Origin of the sequence: Streptomyces harbinensis (assembly GCF_900116145.1) — a bacterium.
In the GTDB taxonomy this organism is placed as follows: domain Bacteria; phylum Actinomycetota; class Actinomycetes; order Streptomycetales; family Streptomycetaceae; genus Streptomyces; species Streptomyces carpaticus.
This window is the reverse complement of record NZ_FPAB01000004.1, coordinates 724,295-739,992: the sequence shown is the minus strand read 5'-3', so window position 1 is coordinate 739,992 and position 15,698 is coordinate 724,295. Positions and strand designations below refer to the sequence as shown.

At 75.4% G+C, this 15,698-nt stretch carries 17 protein-coding genes; 10 read left to right on the top strand and 7 right to left on the bottom strand.

The genetic code is table 11. The features are described 5' to 3' along the window. Nucleotides 1-26 precede the first annotated feature (26 nt). Nucleotides 27-1,004, top strand: coding sequence for a Ppx/GppA family phosphatase (locus BM385_RS14885; protein WP_093843316.1), 978 nt, complete (start codon nucleotides 27-29; stop codon nucleotides 1,002-1,004). On the opposite strand, the gene BM385_RS14880 is transcribed toward BM385_RS14885, so the two are convergent. Together BM385_RS14880 and BM385_RS14875 are read right to left on the bottom strand one after the other, a co-directional pair. After that, nucleotides 1,001-1,738 (bottom strand): ABC transporter permease, encoded by a 738-nt coding sequence (locus BM385_RS14880; protein WP_019436126.1) that lies wholly within the window; start codon nucleotides 1,736-1,738, stop codon nucleotides 1,001-1,003. The two genes, BM385_RS14885 and BM385_RS14880, sit on opposite strands and share 4 nt — an antisense overlap. Beyond that, on the bottom strand, nucleotides 1,735-2,577 hold the full coding sequence (locus BM385_RS14875; RefSeq protein ID WP_026047830.1) for an ABC transporter ATP-binding protein: 843 nt from the start codon (nucleotides 2,575-2,577) through the stop codon (nucleotides 1,735-1,737). The genes BM385_RS14880 and BM385_RS14875 overlap by 4 nt, the downstream gene beginning before the upstream one ends. A gap of 99 nt (nucleotides 2,578-2,676) precedes the next feature. Between BM385_RS14875 and BM385_RS14870 the strand changes: the two genes are divergently transcribed. After that, nucleotides 2,677-3,465, top strand: a complete 789-nt coding sequence (locus tag BM385_RS14870) for a sugar phosphate isomerase/epimerase family protein (RefSeq protein ID WP_037756770.1) — start codon at nucleotides 2,677-2,679, stop codon at nucleotides 3,463-3,465. After that, nucleotides 3,452-4,150: a TetR/AcrR family transcriptional regulator gene (locus tag BM385_RS14865; RefSeq protein WP_093843314.1), complete on the top strand. Its 699-nt coding sequence runs from the start codon at nucleotides 3,452-3,454 to the stop codon at nucleotides 4,148-4,150. The genes BM385_RS14870 and BM385_RS14865 overlap by 14 nt, the downstream gene beginning before the upstream one ends. 35 nt (nucleotides 4,151-4,185) lie before the next feature. Here BM385_RS14865 and BM385_RS14860 read toward each other — a convergent pair whose 3' ends face one another. Then, nucleotides 4,186-5,880: a BACON domain-containing protein gene (locus BM385_RS14860; protein ID WP_093843313.1), complete on the bottom strand. Its 1,695-nt coding sequence runs from the start codon at nucleotides 5,878-5,880 to the stop codon at nucleotides 4,186-4,188. 117 nt (nucleotides 5,881-5,997) lie between these two features. Here BM385_RS14860 and radA point away from each other — a divergent pair, with 117 nt between their 5' ends. Both radA and disA read left to right on the top strand, forming a co-directional pair. Further along, complete coding sequence (gene radA, locus BM385_RS14855) at nucleotides 5,998-7,443, top strand: DNA repair protein RadA (protein WP_026047831.1); 1,446 nt, start codon at nucleotides 5,998-6,000, stop codon at nucleotides 7,441-7,443. A 40-nt stretch (nucleotides 7,444-7,483) separates the two neighbouring features. Beyond that, nucleotides 7,484-8,650: a DNA integrity scanning diadenylate cyclase DisA gene (gene disA / locus BM385_RS14850; RefSeq protein WP_019436132.1), complete on the top strand. Its 1,167-nt coding sequence runs from the start codon at nucleotides 7,484-7,486 to the stop codon at nucleotides 8,648-8,650. A 31-nt stretch (nucleotides 8,651-8,681) separates the two neighbouring features. Here disA and BM385_RS27160 read toward each other — a convergent pair whose 3' ends face one another. Next, on the bottom strand, nucleotides 8,682-9,530 hold the full coding sequence (locus BM385_RS27160; protein WP_175542990.1) for a hypothetical protein: 849 nt from the start codon (nucleotides 9,528-9,530) through the stop codon (nucleotides 8,682-8,684). A 149-nt stretch (nucleotides 9,531-9,679) separates the two neighbouring features. On the opposite strand from BM385_RS27160, the gene BM385_RS14840 reads away from it, so the two are divergent. Then, nucleotides 9,680-10,591, top strand: a complete 912-nt coding sequence (locus BM385_RS14840) for an HhH-GPD family protein (RefSeq protein ID WP_093843311.1) — start codon at nucleotides 9,680-9,682, stop codon at nucleotides 10,589-10,591. Here the strand turns inward: BM385_RS14840 and BM385_RS14835 are convergent. Then, nucleotides 10,567-11,241: an NADPH-dependent F420 reductase gene (locus tag BM385_RS14835; RefSeq protein WP_093843310.1), complete on the bottom strand. Its 675-nt coding sequence runs from the start codon at nucleotides 11,239-11,241 to the stop codon at nucleotides 10,567-10,569. The genes BM385_RS14840 and BM385_RS14835 overlap by 25 nt on opposite strands. Nucleotides 11,242-11,349: 108 nt before the next feature. Here BM385_RS14835 and BM385_RS14830 point away from each other — a divergent pair, with 108 nt between their 5' ends. Then, a complete protein-coding gene (locus tag BM385_RS14830; protein WP_019436136.1) occupies nucleotides 11,350-11,733 on the top strand; it encodes a winged helix-turn-helix transcriptional regulator in 384 nt (127 codons plus the stop codon). On the opposite strand, the gene BM385_RS14825 is transcribed toward BM385_RS14830, so the two are convergent. After that, on the bottom strand, nucleotides 11,697-12,182 hold the full coding sequence (locus BM385_RS14825; RefSeq protein WP_019436137.1) for a carboxymuconolactone decarboxylase family protein: 486 nt from the start codon (nucleotides 12,180-12,182) through the stop codon (nucleotides 11,697-11,699). The two genes, BM385_RS14830 and BM385_RS14825, sit on opposite strands and share 37 nt — an antisense overlap. Nucleotides 12,183-12,318: 136 nt before the next feature. Here BM385_RS14825 and BM385_RS14820 point away from each other — a divergent pair, with 136 nt between their 5' ends. Next, nucleotides 12,319-13,245: an RNA polymerase sigma-70 factor gene (locus BM385_RS14820; protein WP_051131245.1), complete on the top strand. Its 927-nt coding sequence runs from the start codon at nucleotides 12,319-12,321 to the stop codon at nucleotides 13,243-13,245. Between the two features lie 4 nt (nucleotides 13,246-13,249). Here the strand turns inward: BM385_RS14820 and BM385_RS14815 are convergent, their stop codons facing one another. Continuing rightward, nucleotides 13,250-13,813, bottom strand: coding sequence for a TetR/AcrR family transcriptional regulator (locus BM385_RS14815; protein ID WP_019436139.1), 564 nt, complete (start codon nucleotides 13,811-13,813; stop codon nucleotides 13,250-13,252). 120 nt (nucleotides 13,814-13,933) lie between these two features. On the opposite strand from BM385_RS14815, the gene BM385_RS14810 reads away from it, so the two are divergent. Both BM385_RS14810 and BM385_RS14805 read left to right on the top strand, forming a co-directional pair. Further along, the gene (locus tag BM385_RS14810; protein WP_093843309.1) at nucleotides 13,934-15,352 is read left to right on the top strand and encodes an amidase; all 1,419 of its coding nucleotides are present in this window, start codon (nucleotides 13,934-13,936) and stop codon (nucleotides 15,350-15,352) included. Nucleotides 15,353-15,480: 128 nt separating this feature from the next. Further along, nucleotides 15,481-15,690, top strand: a complete 210-nt coding sequence (locus BM385_RS14805; protein ID WP_093843308.1) for a DUF397 domain-containing protein — start codon at nucleotides 15,481-15,483, stop codon at nucleotides 15,688-15,690. Nucleotides 15,691-15,698: the final 8 nt, after the last annotated feature.

The window sequence follows — 15,698 nt, the reverse complement described above, 5'->3', positions numbered from 1 at the left end:
AAGGGGCCCGGGTAGCGTTGCCCCTCATGAGGCTCGGTGTTCTCGACGTGGGTTCCAATACGGTCCATCTGCTGGTCGTCGACGCGCATCCGGGTGCGCGCCCGCTGCCGGCGTACTCCCACAAGGTGGAGTTGCGGCTGGCGGAGTTGCTGGACGACGGGGGTGCGATCGACACCGTCGGGATAGAGCGCCTGATCCAGGTGGTCAAGGAGGCGCTGGAGGTCGCCGAGGACCAGGGCGTCGCCGAACTGCTGCCGTTCGCGACCTCGGCGGTGCGCGAGGCGAGCAACGCGGACGTGGTGCTGGACCGGGTGGCGCGGGAGACGGGCGTGGCGCTCCAGGTGCTGTCGGGCGCGGACGAGGCGCGGCTGACGTTCCTGGCGGCGCGCCGCTGGCTGGGCTGGTCGGCGGGGCGGTTGCTGCTGTTCGACATCGGGGGCGGTTCGCTGGAGATCGCCTACGGGGTCGACGAGGCGCCGGACGCGGCGGTGTCGCTGCCGCTGGGCGCGGGGCGGCTGACGGCGGCCGGGCTGCCGGGGGATCCGCCGGACGCGGCGGACGTGAAGGCGCTGCGCCGCCAGGTGCGCGGCGAGATCGCGCAGGTGGTGGGCGACTTCACCCGCTTCGGTCCGCCGGACCGGGTGGTGGCCACCTCCAAGACGTTCCGGCAGCTGGCCCGGCTGGCGGGCGCGGCACGGGCGGCGGACGGGCTGTACGTACGGCGCGACCTGGGGCGCGGTGATCTGCGCTCGTGGGTGCCGAAGCTGACGGTGATGCCGGCGGCGGAGCGGGCGACGCTGCCGGGCGTCTCGCAGGGGCGGGCGCCGCAGTTGCTGGCGGGGGCGGTGGTGGCGGAGGCGGCGCTGGATCTGTTCGACGTGGAGTCGGTGGAGATCTGCCCGTGGGCGCTGCGCGAGGGGGTGATCCTGCGGCGGCTGGACGGGATGCGGAACGGGGCGGAGCGGAGGCCGGAACCGGCGGAGGGGGCGTTCGGCCGGTCCTAGGCGGTGCGCCGCCGCAGCGTGGCGGCGCCGAGAACGAGAACGCCGAGCGCGACGCCGGCGACGATGCCCAGGTCGCGCAGGTAGTGGCCGGTGACGCCCGGGTGCTCCAGCACCTGCTGGGCGGCGTTGACGGAGTACGACATGGGCAGCACGTTCGAGACGTACTCCAGGGCGGGCTGCATGGTGTCGCGCGGGGTGAACAGGCCGCACAGCAGCAGCTGCGGGAAGACGAAGGCCGGCATGAACTGCACCGCCTGGAACTCGGAGGCGGCGAAGGCCGAGACGAACAGCCCCATGGCCGTGCCGAGCAGCGCGGTGAGCACGGCCACGAGCAGCAGCAGCCAGGGGGAGCCGGCCACGGTGAGGCCGAGCAGCCACACGGCGAGGCCGGTGACCAGGCCGGCCTGGAGAACGGCGAGGGCGCCGAAGGCCAGCGCGTAGCCGAGGAGGAGGTCGGCCTTGGCGAGCGGCATGGCGAGCAGCCGTTCCAGGGTGCCGGAGGTGCGTTCGCGCAGGGTGGCGATGGAGGTCACCAGGAACATGGTCAGCATGGGGAAGATCCCGAGCAGGGACGATCCGATCCGGTCGAACTCCGCCGCCCGGTTGTCGAAGACGTAGTACAGCAGCGTGAGCAGCAGCACCGGGACGAGCAGCAGCAGCGCGACGGTGCGCGGATCGTGGCGCAGCTGGCGCAGCACGCGGCGGGCGGTGGCGAGGGTACGGGCGGGGCTCATGCGGCGGTGTCTCCCTCGGGTCCGGTGTTTCCCGCGTCTGCTTCCCGGTCCGCGCGCCGTTCCGGTTCTTCCCGCCCCGCGCTCTCCGGGCGGGCGGCCCGGTCGACCAGGCGCAGGAAGGCGCCCTCGATGGTGGCGCTGCCGGTGGCCTCCCGCAGTTCGGCCGGGCTGCCCTGGGCGAGCAGCGCGCCCTCGCGCATCAGCAGCAGCCGGTGGCAGCGGTCGGCCTCGTCCATCACGTGCGAGGAGATGAGCAGCGTGGTGCCCCGCTCGTCGGCCAGCCGGTGGAAGAGGTTCCACAGATCGCGCCGCAGCACCGGATCGAGACCGACCGTGGGCTCGTCCAGCACCAGCAGCTCCGGGGTACCCAGCAGCGCCACGGCGAGCGAGACCCGGGAGCGCTGGCCGCCGGAGAGCGCCCCGGTCAGCGCGTCCGCCTTCGCGCCGAGGTCCACATCGGTGAGCGCGCCGTCCACCGCCGCGGCCCGGCGGGGGCGCGGGATGCCGAGCACGGCGGCGAAGTAGTCCAGGTTCTGTCGCACGGTCAGATCGCGGTACACCGACGGGTCCTGGGTGACGTACCCCAGCCGGTGCCGCAGCTCCGGGCTGCCGCCGGGCCGGCCCAGGACCTCCACGGTGCCGCTCACCCGGGCCTGCGCGCCGACGATCGCGCGCATGAGTGTCGTCTTGCCGCAGCCGGACGGGCCCAGCAGGCCGGTGACGCTGCCGGCCGGCACGGTGAAGTCCAGGCCGTCGATCACCCGGGCCCCGCCGCGCACCACGGTCAGGCCGGCGGCCCGTACCGCCGGTTCCCGGCCCGGTGCCGATTTATTCATCATGCGATGAATACTGGAGCGCAGGGCTGCCGTCGTCAAGGAATCGGGCCCTTTAGGCTGGGGCGCGTGGCACACCAGGCGAATCCGGGGACCAAGGTCGCGATGTCGACCGCCTCGGCGTACCCGGAGAACACCGCGTCGGCCTTCGCGATAGCCGCCAAGCTCGGCTACGACGGCGTCGAGGTCATGGTGTGGACGGACCCGGTGAGCCAGGACATCGACGCCCTGCGCCGGCTGTCCGACCGGTACGGGGTGCCGGTGCTCGCCATCCACGCGCCGTGCCTGCTGGTCACCCAGCGGGTGTGGTCCACCGACCCCTGGCGCAAACTGCTGCGCGCCCGCGACGCCGCCCACCGGCTGGGCGCGAGCACGGTGGTCGTCCATCCGCCGTTCCGCTGGCAGCGCGGCTACGCACGGGACTTCGTCTCCGGCATCGGGCGGATGGCCCACGAGACGGATGTCAGGTTCGCGGTGGAGAACATGTACCCCTGGCGGTACCGGGACCGCGAGATGCTGGCGTACGCGCCCGGCTGGGACCCGACCGACGAGGACTACCGGCACTTCACCCTCGATCTCTCGCACGCCGCGACCTCCCGGACCGACGCGCTGGCGATGGCGGCCCGGATGGGCGACCGGCTCGGCCACGTCCACATCGGCGACGGCAGCGGCTCGGGCCGCGACGAGCACCTGGTGCCCGGCCGCGGCACGCAGCCGTGCGGCGAACTGCTGCGCGGGCTCGCCGCCACCGGCTACGACGGCCATGTGGTGGTGGAGGTCAACACCCGGCGCGCCATGTCGGCCGCCGAGCGGGAGGCCGATCTGGCCGAGGCGCTCGCCTTCACCCGGATGCATCTGCGGGCCGGGGCCGGCGGGCGCGATGTCCGGCGCTGAGGACGGCGCCACCCCCGCCGCCTCCACCGCACCGGACGACTCCGCCGCGCCGGGCGCCCCGCGGGCGGCGGGCCGGCGGCGCGGGCGGCCCGCCGGGAGCGGCGCGGAGCGCGGCCCCGCCACCCGGGAGCGGATCCTGGAGACGGCCCGCGCGCTGTTCGCCGAGCGCGGCTACGAGAAGACGTCGGTACGCGCCATCGCGCGCGGCGCCGAGGTCGACCAGGCGCTGGTGCACCACTACTTCGGCACGAAGGAGGGGCTGTTCTCGGCCGCCGTGGCGGTGACCGCGGGGCCGGTCGCCGAGCGGATCGCCGCGCTCGGCCCCCTGGACCCCGGCCGGATCGGCGAGGAGTTCACCCGCGCCTTCCTGCGGGTCTGGGAGGATCCGGCGACCCGCACCCCGCTGCTCGCCGTCGTCCGCTCGGCCCTCACCCACGAGACGGCGGCCCGCATCTTCCGCGAGTTCATCGCCGGCCAGTTGCTGTCCCGGCTGGCCGGGGCGCTGCCGGCCGAGGACGCGGAGCTGCGCACGGAACTGGCGGCGGCCCAGCTGGTCGGCACGGTACTGCTGCGGTACGTCCTGAGGATCCCGCCGCTGGCCACCACCGATCCGGACACCCTGGTCCGGCAGCTGGCGCCGGTGGTCCAGCACCATCTGACCGGCGCCCCGCTGCCCACCGGCTGAGCCGGACCGCACCCGCGCACCGCACGGCGCGCCGGTCAGACCGGGTCGGTGGGCGAGGGATCGGCCGGGGGCGGGTCGGAGGGCGCCGGCTCGGTCGGCTCCGGCGCGGGCTCCTCGGTGGGCGGCGGCTCGGACGGCTCGGGCGAGGCCGGGCCGTTGCCCTCGATGGTGATGGTGGCGCCGGCCGGCTCGATGGTGATCCGGCCCTGCCACGGCCCGGACGGCTCCCGGTCCCGGTCGACCGTCACCACCAGCGTGACCGACTCCCCCGGCTCCAGCGTGCCCGAGGTGGCGCTGAGCGTCAGCCACTGCGCCGACCACACCGCGTTCCACTGCACCGGCGCGCCGCCGGAGGCGGTCAGGGTGATCTCCGTGCCGCGCGCCGTGGACACCGCGTCCACCGTCAGCCGGCCGGGCTGCGCCGGGCGCGTGCCCCCGTCGCCCCGGCCGCCCCTGCCGTCGGGCGACGGCGCGGCCGTGCCCGGGCCGGTGTCCTCGTCCGGCGCGGGGTCGTCCCGCTCCGCGCCGTCCGCCTCCTCGGTGGCCTCGCCGGCCGGGCTGCGCCCGCCGTCCGCGTCCGGCGGCGGGGACTCCTCCCAGCGGCCGGTGTTCTCGTAGGCGTAGTCGTCGCCGCCGGCCGCGCCCAGGCCCCGGTCGTCCTCGGTGGCCGAGGCGTCCTGGCCGCTCGCCTCGCCCGTCACCGGCGCGCCCCGGTACGCGGCCCACAGCGCCAGCGCGGGCGCCGCCAGCACGGTGGCCACCACCGTCGTCGTCACCGCCCGGCTGCGCAGCCGCTCCCGGCGCGCCGCCCGGTCCTTCTCCGTCAGCGGGAAACCGGCCCGGTCGAACCGCGGCGTGTACTGCGCCCGCGCCCGCTCCACCACCAGCAGCGCCGCGTGCACGGCGGCGCGCGGCGCGGCCAGCACCGTCAGCCGCGCCTCGCCCGGCGCGGTGCCCGGCCAGGTCACCCCGGCCATCGCCCGCTGTGCCGCCCGCCGGCAGGCCGGGCAGCCGTCCACGTGCCCCACCAGCTCCCGCCGCAGGCCGGGCCGCAGCAGCATCAGCCGGTCCTCGCCGGCCAGCGAGGCCACCGTGGTGCAGCCGCCGGCGTCCACCGCGGCGAGCGCGGCGCGGGTGCGCTCCACCTCGCACGCCCCGCTGGTCAGCAGGGCGGTCGCCGCGTCCACCGACAGCCGCAGCACCAGCGCCACCTCGGCAGGCGACAGCTGGTGACGCACCGCCAGCTCCAGCGCCTCGCGCTGCTCCGGGCTGGTGCCCGCGGCCTCCGGCCAGGCCAGCGCCGCCAGTTCGCGGCGGCGCAGCTGCGCGTCCGCCCCGGCGGTGCCCGCGGCGCGCGGCTGCGGCGGGGTGCCCGCCTCCCGCTGCGCCGCGAGCCGCCGCAGACAGCTCCACCGGGCCAGCGCGTACAGCCAGGCCCGCGACTGGCCCGGCGCGGCGGGCCGCCGCCCGCGGTCGTGCTGCCGCTGCGCCAGGGCCAGCGCCTCGCCGAGCGCGGCCGTGGCGGTGTCGTGCTCGCACATGATGGACAGGCAGTACGTGAACAGGCCGTCGAGGTACGCGTCCTCGTAGGCCGCCGGGCCGCCACGGCGCCGCCGGTCCGGGCCGCTGTTCTCCGCCGCCCGGCGGCGGGGAACGCGATGAGCGCCGGTTGCCGCGGCGGGGCGGGTGCGCGTCGTGGTGCGTGCGGAACGCTCGGGGCAGCTGTTCATTACCTGGCGACGGTAGGCCGCCGACGGGCGCACCCGGCCCCGACCGGCGCGAGATTCCTCCTAACGGGTGATGCGGGGCCCGGATGCGCTGTCGGTGCCGGGGGTTACGGTCATGGCATGGCTCGTAAATCCGATCGGCCCGCCTACCGGTGTACGGAGTGCGGCTGGTCCACCGCGAAGTGGCTCGGCCGCTGCCCCGAATGCCAGGCGTGGGGCACCGTGGAAGAAGTGGGCGGGGCCCCCGCGGTGCGGACGGCGGCGGTCGCCCGGGTGGCGACGCCCGCGGTGCCCATCGGGCAGGTCGACACGCAGCGGGTCACCGCGCGCAGTACGGGGGTGCCGGAGCTGGACCGGGTGCTGGGCGGCGGTCTGGTGCCGGGCGCGGTGGTGCTGCTGGCGGGCGAGCCGGGGGTGGGCAAGTCGACGCTGCTGCTGGACGTGGCCGCCAAGGCCGCCTCGGCCGAGCACCGCACGCTGTACGTCACCGGGGAGGAGTCGGCGGGCCAGGTGCGGCTGCGGGCCGACCGGATCGGCGCGCTCCACGAGGAGCTGTATCTGGCGGCCGAGACGGATCTGGGCTCGGTGCTGGGCCAGTTGGACGCGGTGAAGCCGGCCCTGCTGGTGCTGGACTCGGTGCAGACCATCGCCTCGGCGGAGATCGAGGGCGCCCCGGGCGGGATGGCGCAGGTGCGGGAGGTGGCGGGCGCCCTGATCCGGGCGGCCAAGGAGCGCGGGATGGCGACGCTGCTGGTGGGGCACGTCACCAAGGACGGGGCGATCGCGGGTCCCCGGCTGCTGGAGCATCTGGTGGACGTGGTGCTGCACTTCGAGGGCGACCGGCACGCCCGGCTGCGGCTGGTGCGCGGGGTGAAGAACCGCTACGGCGCCACCGACGAGGTCGGCTGCTTCGAGCTGCACGACCAGGGCATCACCTCGCTCGCCGACCCCTCCGGCCTGTTCCTGACCCGGCGCGACGAGCCGGTCCCGGGCACCTGTCTCACGGTGACGCTGGAGGGGCGGCGTCCGCTGGTGGCCGAGGTGCAGTCGCTGACGGTGAGCACCCAGATCCCGTCCCCGCGCCGTACCACCTCCGGTCTGGAGAACAGCCGGGTGTCGATGATGCTGGCGGTGCTGGAGCAGCGCGGGCAGATCACCTCGCTGGGGAAGAACGACATCTACACGGCGACGGTGGGCGGGGTGCGGCTGACCGAGCCGGCCGCCGATCTGGCGGTGGCGCTGGCGCTGGCCAGCGCGGCGGGCGACAGCCCGCTGCCGCAGAACCTGGTGGCGATCGGCGAGGTGGGGCTCGCCGGCGAGGTGCGCCGGGTGACGGGGGTGCAGCGGCGGCTGGCGGAGGCGGCCCGGCTGGGGTTCACGCACGCGCTGGTCCCGGCGGACTCGGGCGAGGCGCCGGCCGGGATGCGGGTGCTGGAGGTGGCCGACATCGGGGAGGCGCTGCGGGTGCTGCCGCGGGCGCCGCGCCGCTCGCGGAGCGCGGAGCCGGAGGGCGGTGAGCGGGCCGGGCGCGGAGCGTCAGAACGGGTGGCACAGGCGCGCCGGTAGACTCATCCGGACTGAAGCGGTTTCGTCACCGGAGGAAGAGATGGCAGCCAGCGACCGGCCGGCGGGTCCCGGCAGGGCCGGGCATGCCGGGGGAGGTTCCGCGGACGGACTGCTGCGCGCGTCGCTGAGCGCGGTGGCCCCCGGCACCCAGCTGCGGGACGGCCTGGAGCGCATCCTGCGGGGGAACACGGGCGGGCTGATCGTGCTCGGCGTCGACCGCACCGTCGAATCCCTGTGCACCGGCGGCTTCGTGCTGGACGTGGAGTTCACCGCGACGCGGCTGCGCGAGCTGTGCAAGCTGGACGGCGCGGTGATCGTGGACCGCGACATCACCAAGATCGTGCGGGCCGGGGTGCAGCTGGTCCCGGACGCGAGCATCCCGACCGAGGAGACCGGCACCCGGCACCGTACGGCGCAGCGGGTCTCCATCCAGACGGGCTTCCCTGTGGTGTCGGTGAGCCAGTCGATGCGGCTGATCGCCCTGTACGTGGACGGGCAGCGGCGGGTGCTGGAGGACTCGGGGGCGATCCTGTCCCGGGCCAACCAGGCGCTGGCCACCCTGGAGCGGTACAAGCTGCGGTTCGACGAGGTCGCGGGCACGCTGTCGGCGCTGGAGATCGAGGACCTGGTCACGGTCCGCGATGTGGCGGCGGTGGCGCAGCGGCTGGAGATGGTGCGCCGGATCGCGGCGGAGATCGCCGAGTACGTGGTGGAGCTGGGGACGGACGGGCGGCTGCTGTCGCTCCAGCTGGACGAGCTGATCGCGGGTGTGGAGCCGGAGCGGCAGCTGATCGTGCGCGACTATCTGCCGGAGTCGGCGGCCGGTGGTGCGGAGGCCGCCGGTGGCGGCGCGGGCGGCAAGCGCTCGCGGCGGGTGGGCACCGCGCTGGCCGAGCTGGACGCGCTCACCCACGCGGAGCTGCTGGAACTGCCCATCGTGGCGCGGGCGCTGGGCCACGGGGCCTCGCCGGAGGCGCTGGACGGCGCGGTGTCGCCGCGCGGTTTCCGGCTGCTGGCGAAGGTGCCGCGGCTGCCGGGGCTGGTCATCGACCGGCTGGTGGACCACTTCGGCGGGCTGCAGAAGCTGCTGGCGGCGAGCGTGGACGATCTCCAGGCGGTGGACGGGGTCGGGGAGACCCGGGCGCGTTCGGTGCGCGAGGGCCTGTCCCGGCTGGCCGAGTCCTCGATCCTGGAGCGCTACGTCTGACGCCGGGGCTCTCCGGAGCCGGGACCGGCGCTCAGTCCTGGTTCAGCCGGAAGGATGTCCTGGCGACGGGGAAACCGTCCAGGTCGGCCTCGGCGATGTAGGTGCCGGCGGCGGCCGGGGCGCCGGGTTCGCCGCTGTCGCAGTCGTCCGCGTTGTGCCGGCGGTCCCAGAGCACGGTGTGGGCGGCGCTGTCCCCGGCCGGGACGGCGACCAGGTGGCTGGCGCGGCCGGTGGGGCACACCGCCGAGGACCACACTTCCTCGTCGTCGCTGTCGGCGATGGTGAGGGTGAGGGAGCCGTGGCCGAAGTCGAGGGCGCAGGAGTCGCCGGACGCGTTCTGGGCGGTGAGCCGCAGTTCGGGCTTGTCGCCGGGCGGGTAGGCGTTCTCGGCGCTGCGCAGGGCGAGGGTCACCGCGCCGGTGCCGCAGGCGGGCAGCCCGGCCCCGCTCGTCCCGCCGCCGCCCCGGTCGGGGTCGGCGTCCGCGCCGCCGCTGCCGCTGCCGCCGTCACCGTCGGCGTCCCCGGGTGCGCCGGGCTCGCCGTCGCCGTCCGCGTCCTCCGTCTCGTCGGAGCCGCCGTCCGCGCCGGGGTCCTCCGCGTCGCCGGAGCCGCCGTCCCCCGCTTCGCCCTCCCCGGGTTCCTCCCGGCCGCCGGGCCGTTCGTCGATGAGGGATTCACTGGCGCTGGGCCCGGGGGTGATGGACGGCGCGGGGCCCGAACCGTCGTCGCTCCCGGCGGTGTTCTGCGAGCCGCCGCCCCCGGGGCGGGTGGCCCAGAAGGCGAGCACCGCCACCAGGGCGATCACCAGCAGCACAACGGCCCTCCGCCGCCAGTAGATGGAGGAGGGGAGCGGACCGACAGGAGTGCGCAGAGATCCCACGCGGAAACCTTACGAGACGCCGACCCGCTCCGGAGCCTCACCCGTCGTACGCCAGGGCACCATTGGGTATCAACCGGTTAGCCCGCAGGGGGACGAAACGGCGGGGCCGCTTGGGAGCCGTGCCCCGGACATGCCAGGATCGGTACGCCATGACTGCGACGAGCACGACGACGCCAGAAGCCGGACCGACCGCCCTCCACTCCCCCGTCATCGACTGGTTCGACCAGCATGCCCGCGATCTGCCCTGGCGCCGGCCCGAAGCCGGGGCGTGGGGTGTCATGGTCAGCGAGTTCATGCTGCAACAGACCCCGGTGAACCGGGTGCTGCCGGTGTACGAGGAATGGCTCGCCCGCTGGCCGCGCCCGGCCGATCTGGCCGCCGAGGCCGCCGGTGAGGCGGTCCGTGCCTGGGGCCGCCTCGGCTACCCGCGCCGTGCGCTGCGGCTGCACGGGGCCGCCGCCGCCATAGCGGAACGGCACGGCGGCGATGTCCCCAAGGACCACCACCAGTTGCTGGCGCTGCCGGGTGTCGGGGAGTACACGGCGGCGGCGGTCGCCTCCTTCGCGTACGGGCAGCGGCATCCGGTGCTGGACACCAACGTCCGCCGGGTGTTCGCCCGTGCGGTCAGCGGCACCCAGTACCCGCCGAACGCCACGACGGCGGCCGAGCGCAAGCTGGCCAGGACGCTGCTGCCGCAGGACGACACCACGGCCTCGCGCTGGGCGGCGGCGACCATGGAGCTGGGCGCGCTGGTGTGCACGGCGCGCACGCCGTCGTGCGGCGGCTGTCCGATCGCCGATCTGTGCGCCTGGCGCGGTGCGGGCTCCCCGGCCCACGAGGGTCCGCCGCGCCGGGGCCAGACGTACGCGGGGACGGACCGTCAGGTACGCGGCAAACTGCTGGCCGTCCTGCGGGAGTCGCACCGCCCGGTGGAGCGCGCGGTGCTGGACGCGGTGTGGCACGACCCGGAGCAGCGGGCCCGGGCCCTGACCGGTCTGCTGACCGACGGCCTGGTGGAGCGCCTCCCGGACGGCCGTTACCGGCTGCCGGGCGCCGTCTGAGGCGCGGCGTCCGGCAGCCGGCCGGGGTCGGCCGGCGGGAACATCCCCCGCACATCGGCCCCGCCGGCCCACACGCCGATCACGAACGCGGCGGTGGCCTCCAGGAGCCCGGCCCGCTCCAGCGGGCCGCCGTCCACCGGTGTGCAGCCGATGTCGGTGATGAGCGTCCGCGCCAGCGCCAGCGCCGCCGGGTCGTCGCCGCACACGGGCACGCCGAGCGGTGCCCCGCCGAAGGCGGGTGGCCGCATCCGCCAGATGTCCACGTGGTTCAGGTTGAACGCCTTGACCACGTGCGCGCCCGGCCGTTGCCGGGCGATCCGCTCGGCCGTGCCGGGCCCGCCCGCGGTGGCGAGCGTGAAGGCGCCCGGCACCACGGCGTTGGTGCAGTCGATCAGGGTCCGCCCGGTCAGGTCACCGGCCGCGGCCAGCACTTCCGGGACGGCGTGGGCCCGTACCGCCAGGAGCACGACCTCCCCGAACCCGGCGGCCTCCGCCCAGCTCCCGGCGTACGCCCCGAAACCGATCCGGGCGGCGAGCGCCCGCGCCTTCGCCGGATCGCGCCCGCTGACGAGCACCTCGTGCCCGGCGCGCACCCACTGCGTGCCCAGGGCGTCGGCCATCCCGCCGGCGCCGAGTATCCCGATCCGCATCGGCGTCTCTCCTTCTCTCCGGTTTCTCTCCGGTTTTTCTCCGGTCCTCTCGCGGTGCCGGTCCGGCACACTGAGCAGAACGGTAGGCACGCCGAAAGGAACCAAGCGGTGCCCGACTTCCTCGCCGACTGCCGGACGCGGGTGGCGTTCGACCTGCTGGGCAACACCTGGAATCCGGTGGTCATCTGGGCCCTGCGGCACGGCCCGGCCCGCCCGCACGATCTGCGCCGCCGGATCGGCGGGATCAGCGGCAAGGTCCTCACCGAGACGCTCCGCCGGCTGGAGCACAGCGGCCTGGTGACCCGGCACGCCTACCGGGAGGCGCCGCCGCGGGTGGAGTACGAGCTGACCGGGCTGGGCCGCACCCTGCTGCCCCCGATCGAGGGCTTCGGCGCCTGGGCGGCCGTCCACGCGGACGCGGTGGTGGCCGCCCAGGAGGGCGAGTGGGCCGGGGATCAGCCGAGGGCGGCGGCGAACATGCCCGCCTCGTAGGAGCCGCCCTTCTGGTGAGTGATCACCGCCATCCGGTTGGCCGCGTTGATCAGGCCGATGAGGCAGACCAGCGCGGCGGTCTGATCGTCGTCGTGGTGCTCGCGCACCGCCGCCCAGGTCGCCTCGGAGACCCCGGGCGCGCCGTCGGCGAGGCGGGTGCCCTCCTCGGTGAGCGCCAGGGCGGCCCGTTCGGCGTCGGTGAAGACGGTGGACTCGCGCCAGGCGGCGACCAGGTGCAGCCGTACCGCGCTCTCGCCGGCCGCCGCGGCCTCCTTGGTGTGCATGTCGACGCAGTGGCCGCAGCCGTTGATCTGGCTGGCCCGCAGCGACACCAGCTCCTGGGTGGTGTGCGGCAGCGACGACTGGTGGACGACGGCGGCGGCGTTGGCGAACCGCTTCCCGAACCGGGCGCCGATCTCGTGGTCGAACAGGGAGAATCCGGATTCCATGATCTCTTCCTCACTCGTGGTGGTGCGATGACGCCGACACCCACCAGATGCCGCCCGGCGTCCCGCCGTGACCGGACGCCGCTGTGACCTGTGCCACGGTGCGCGGGTGTCACAGCGGCGGGCGCCGCGGCGTCTGATGCGCGTGACAGCCTTGGACCCGAGCAGGCGGGAGCAGCCGGTGCGCAGCGAGCAGGACGATCACACCGGGGCGTTCGTCGCCCACCGCAATCTGCTGTTCACCGTCGCCTACGAGATGCTCGGCTCGGCCGCCGACGCCGAGGACGTCCTCCAGGAGACCTGGCTGCGCTGGTCGGGGGTGGACCTCGGGCCGGTGCGCGACCGGCGCGCGTATCTGGTGCGGATCACCACCCGGCAGGCGCTCACCCGGCTGCGCACGCTGGGCCGGCGCCGGGAGTCGTACGTCGGCTCCTGGCTGCCGGAGCCGCTGCTGACCGCGCCGGACGTGGCCGAGGACGTGGAGCTGGCGGACAGCCTGTCGATGGCGATGCTGCTGGTGCTGGAGACGCTGGCGCCGACCGAGCGGGCGGTGTTCGTGCTGCGCGAGGTGTTCGACGTCGGGTACGACGAGATCGCCGAGGCGGTCGGCAAGAGCCGGGCGGCGGTGCGCCAGATCGCGCACCGGGCGCGCGCCCATGTGGCGGCCCGCCGGCCGCGCGAGACGGTGTCGGCGGCCCAGCGGCGCGATGCCGTCGAGGCGTTCCGGCGGGCGACGGAGAGCGGTGACCTCCAGGGGCTGCTGGATCTGCTCGCCCCGGACGTGGTGCTGATCGGTGACGGCGGCGGCATCCGGCGGGCCGTGCCGCGTCCGGTGGTGGGGGCGGGCAAGGTGGCCCGGCTGCTGGTCGCGCGCCGGGACCTGCTGGCCGGGGCGCTGCATCCGGCGGAGGTGAACGGGCGTCCGGCCCTGACGATGCGGCTGGACGGCTCGCTGGACACGGTGCTGGCGATCGAGGTGGCGGACGGCCGGATCACCGGTCTGTACGCGGTGCGCAATCCGCGCAAGCTCTCCGGGATGGACCGGGAGGCCGGGCTGCGCCGCTGACGGCTCAGCGGGCCGGGGCGGTGGCCAGGTGGTGGTCGAGGACGGCCTGGGCCGCGTGCGGGGTGAGGTGGCCGATGAGGACGTGGGCGGTGAGGCCGTCGGCGAGGGCGAGCAGGGTACGGGCCCGTTCCGCGGCGTCGCCGGCGGCGTCCGGGCCGTCGTCACCGGTGGCCTGGATCAGCCGGGTCAGCAGGGCGTGGGCCTCGGCGTAGTGCGCGCGCAGGACGGCGGCCAGCGGTGGGCTGACGGCGGCGCGGGCGGCGAACGCGAGCCAGACCCGGGCCTGGGCGCGGTGTCCTTCGGTGAGCAGGGCGATCTCGGCGGCGACCCGGCCCAGGCCGTGCGCCCGGCGGATGCGGGCCGCGACCTGCTCGCTGACGTGGGTGAGGGCGAAGACGAGCATCTCGTCCTTGGTGCGGAAGCAGCGCTGCACCGCTCCCATGGAGACGCCGGCCTCCTCGGCGACGTCGCGCAGGGTGACGCCTTCCAGGCCGTCGCGGTCCGCGAGGGCGCAGACGGCCTCGGCGATGGTGCGGCGTCGGCTGTCGTGGTCCACCTGTCGCGGCATGGGTCCGCCTTCCGTGCGTTCTCCATTATTCCGATGCATGCGCATCGCAACCCAGCGTACGATCGTTCCTCGAACCGATACAAGCGCATCGGAACGAGCACGGAAGGATCCCGCACCGCCATGGACACCACCGAACCGCTGTGGGCCCGCACCGCCGCCGAGCTGGGCCGCGCCGTCGCATGCGGCGACATCGGCGCGGCCGAGGTCGTCGACAGCCATCTGGAGCGCATCGCCGCGACCAACCCGGCCGTGGGCGCCGTCACCCAGCTCCTCGCCGACCGGGCCCGCGCCCAGGCCCGCGACCTCGACCGGCGCCGGGCGGCCGGCGAGGACCTCGGCCCGCTCGCCGGCGTCCCGTTCACCGTCAAAGAGAACCTGGCCATCGGCGGCGTCCCCACCACGCACGGCATCGCCCGCTTCAAGGACTTCACCGCCCCCGCCGACGCCCCGCCCGTGGCCCGGCTGCGCGCCGCGGGCGCCATCCCCATCGGCCACAGCAACATGCCCGACCTGGCCCTCGGCGGGGTGCACAGCCGCAGCGAACTGTTCGGCGACACCCGCAACCCCTGGGACCGCACCCGCACCCCCGGCGGCACCAGCGGTGGCGACGGCGCCGCCGTGGCCACCGGCATGGCGCCGCTCGGCCTGGGCAACGACTCCGGCGGCTCCGTCCGCATCCCGGCCTCCTTCTGCGGCGTCACCGCCCTCAAACCGACCGCCGGCCGCTTCGCCGCCGACCACCGGCTGGGCGAGGACGACCCCACCCTCGCCTCCCAGCTCATCCCGGTGGACGGCCCCCTGGCCCGCACCGTCGGCGATCTGCGGCTCGCCTACGAGGCGCTGGCAGGACCCGACCCCCGCGACCCGCGCACCGCGCCCGTCCCGCTGTACCCGCCCGACTCCGCCGCCGCACCACCCGCGAAGGTCGCCGTGGTGACCGACCCCGGCGGCCTCGGCGTCCACCCGCACGTACGGGACGCGGTCCGCACCGCCGCCGACCGGCTCGCGGACGCCGGCCACGAGGTGGTGGAGGTGCCGGACGTCCCGCGTCTGGAGGAGGCGCTGGAGACGTACGCGACGCTGGTGATGACGGAGTTCGCGCTGGCCTGGCCCCACATCGGGCCGATCGTGCCGGCCGGGAGCCGCGCGTACATCGAGATGTCGATGGACCGCGCCACCGGCGGCGACCTCGGCGGCTATCTGCGGGCGACAGCCGTCCGGCTCACCGTCCAGCGGGCGTGGGCGCGGTTCCTCGACACGTACCCGCTGCTGCTCGGCCCGGTGTTCACCGAACCGCCGATCGAACCGGGGCTCGAATCCTCCGGCCCAGAGGGCCACCGGCGGGTGACCGAGGCCATGCGGCTGTGCGCGGCCGTCAGCCTGGTGGGCGTCCCGGCGGTGGCCGTGCCCACCGGGGTACGCGACGGGCTGCCGCTCGGCGTCCAGCTGATCGGCGGCGCCTGGCGCGAGGACCTGTGCCTGGCGGCGGCCGAGACCGTCGAGGCGGGCACCGGGCGGCTGACGCCGGTCGGCGGGTGACCTGGGCGGCGCGCGTGACGTGACCTGGGTCGCGTTAAGCGGAAAGCCGGGCGGGGAAAGGACGTTCGGGGCCGCCCGGCCCCATCCGTCCCCTCAGTACCAGCGGTTCCCCCCGCAGAAAGGTCATCATGCGTCATCTGGTCTGGCAGAAGTCCAGCTTCAGCGGCTCGGGAGGCAACGGCTCCTGCGTCGAACTGGCCGCCACCACCACCCACACCGGTGTCTGCCTCCGGGAGAGCGACGTCCCGGCCGTCACCCTCACCGCGTCCCGCGCCGCCACCCGGGCCTTACTCGCCCGGATCAAGACCGGCGGGATCGCTCTGAAGGCCGCTCCGTAGCCATCCCG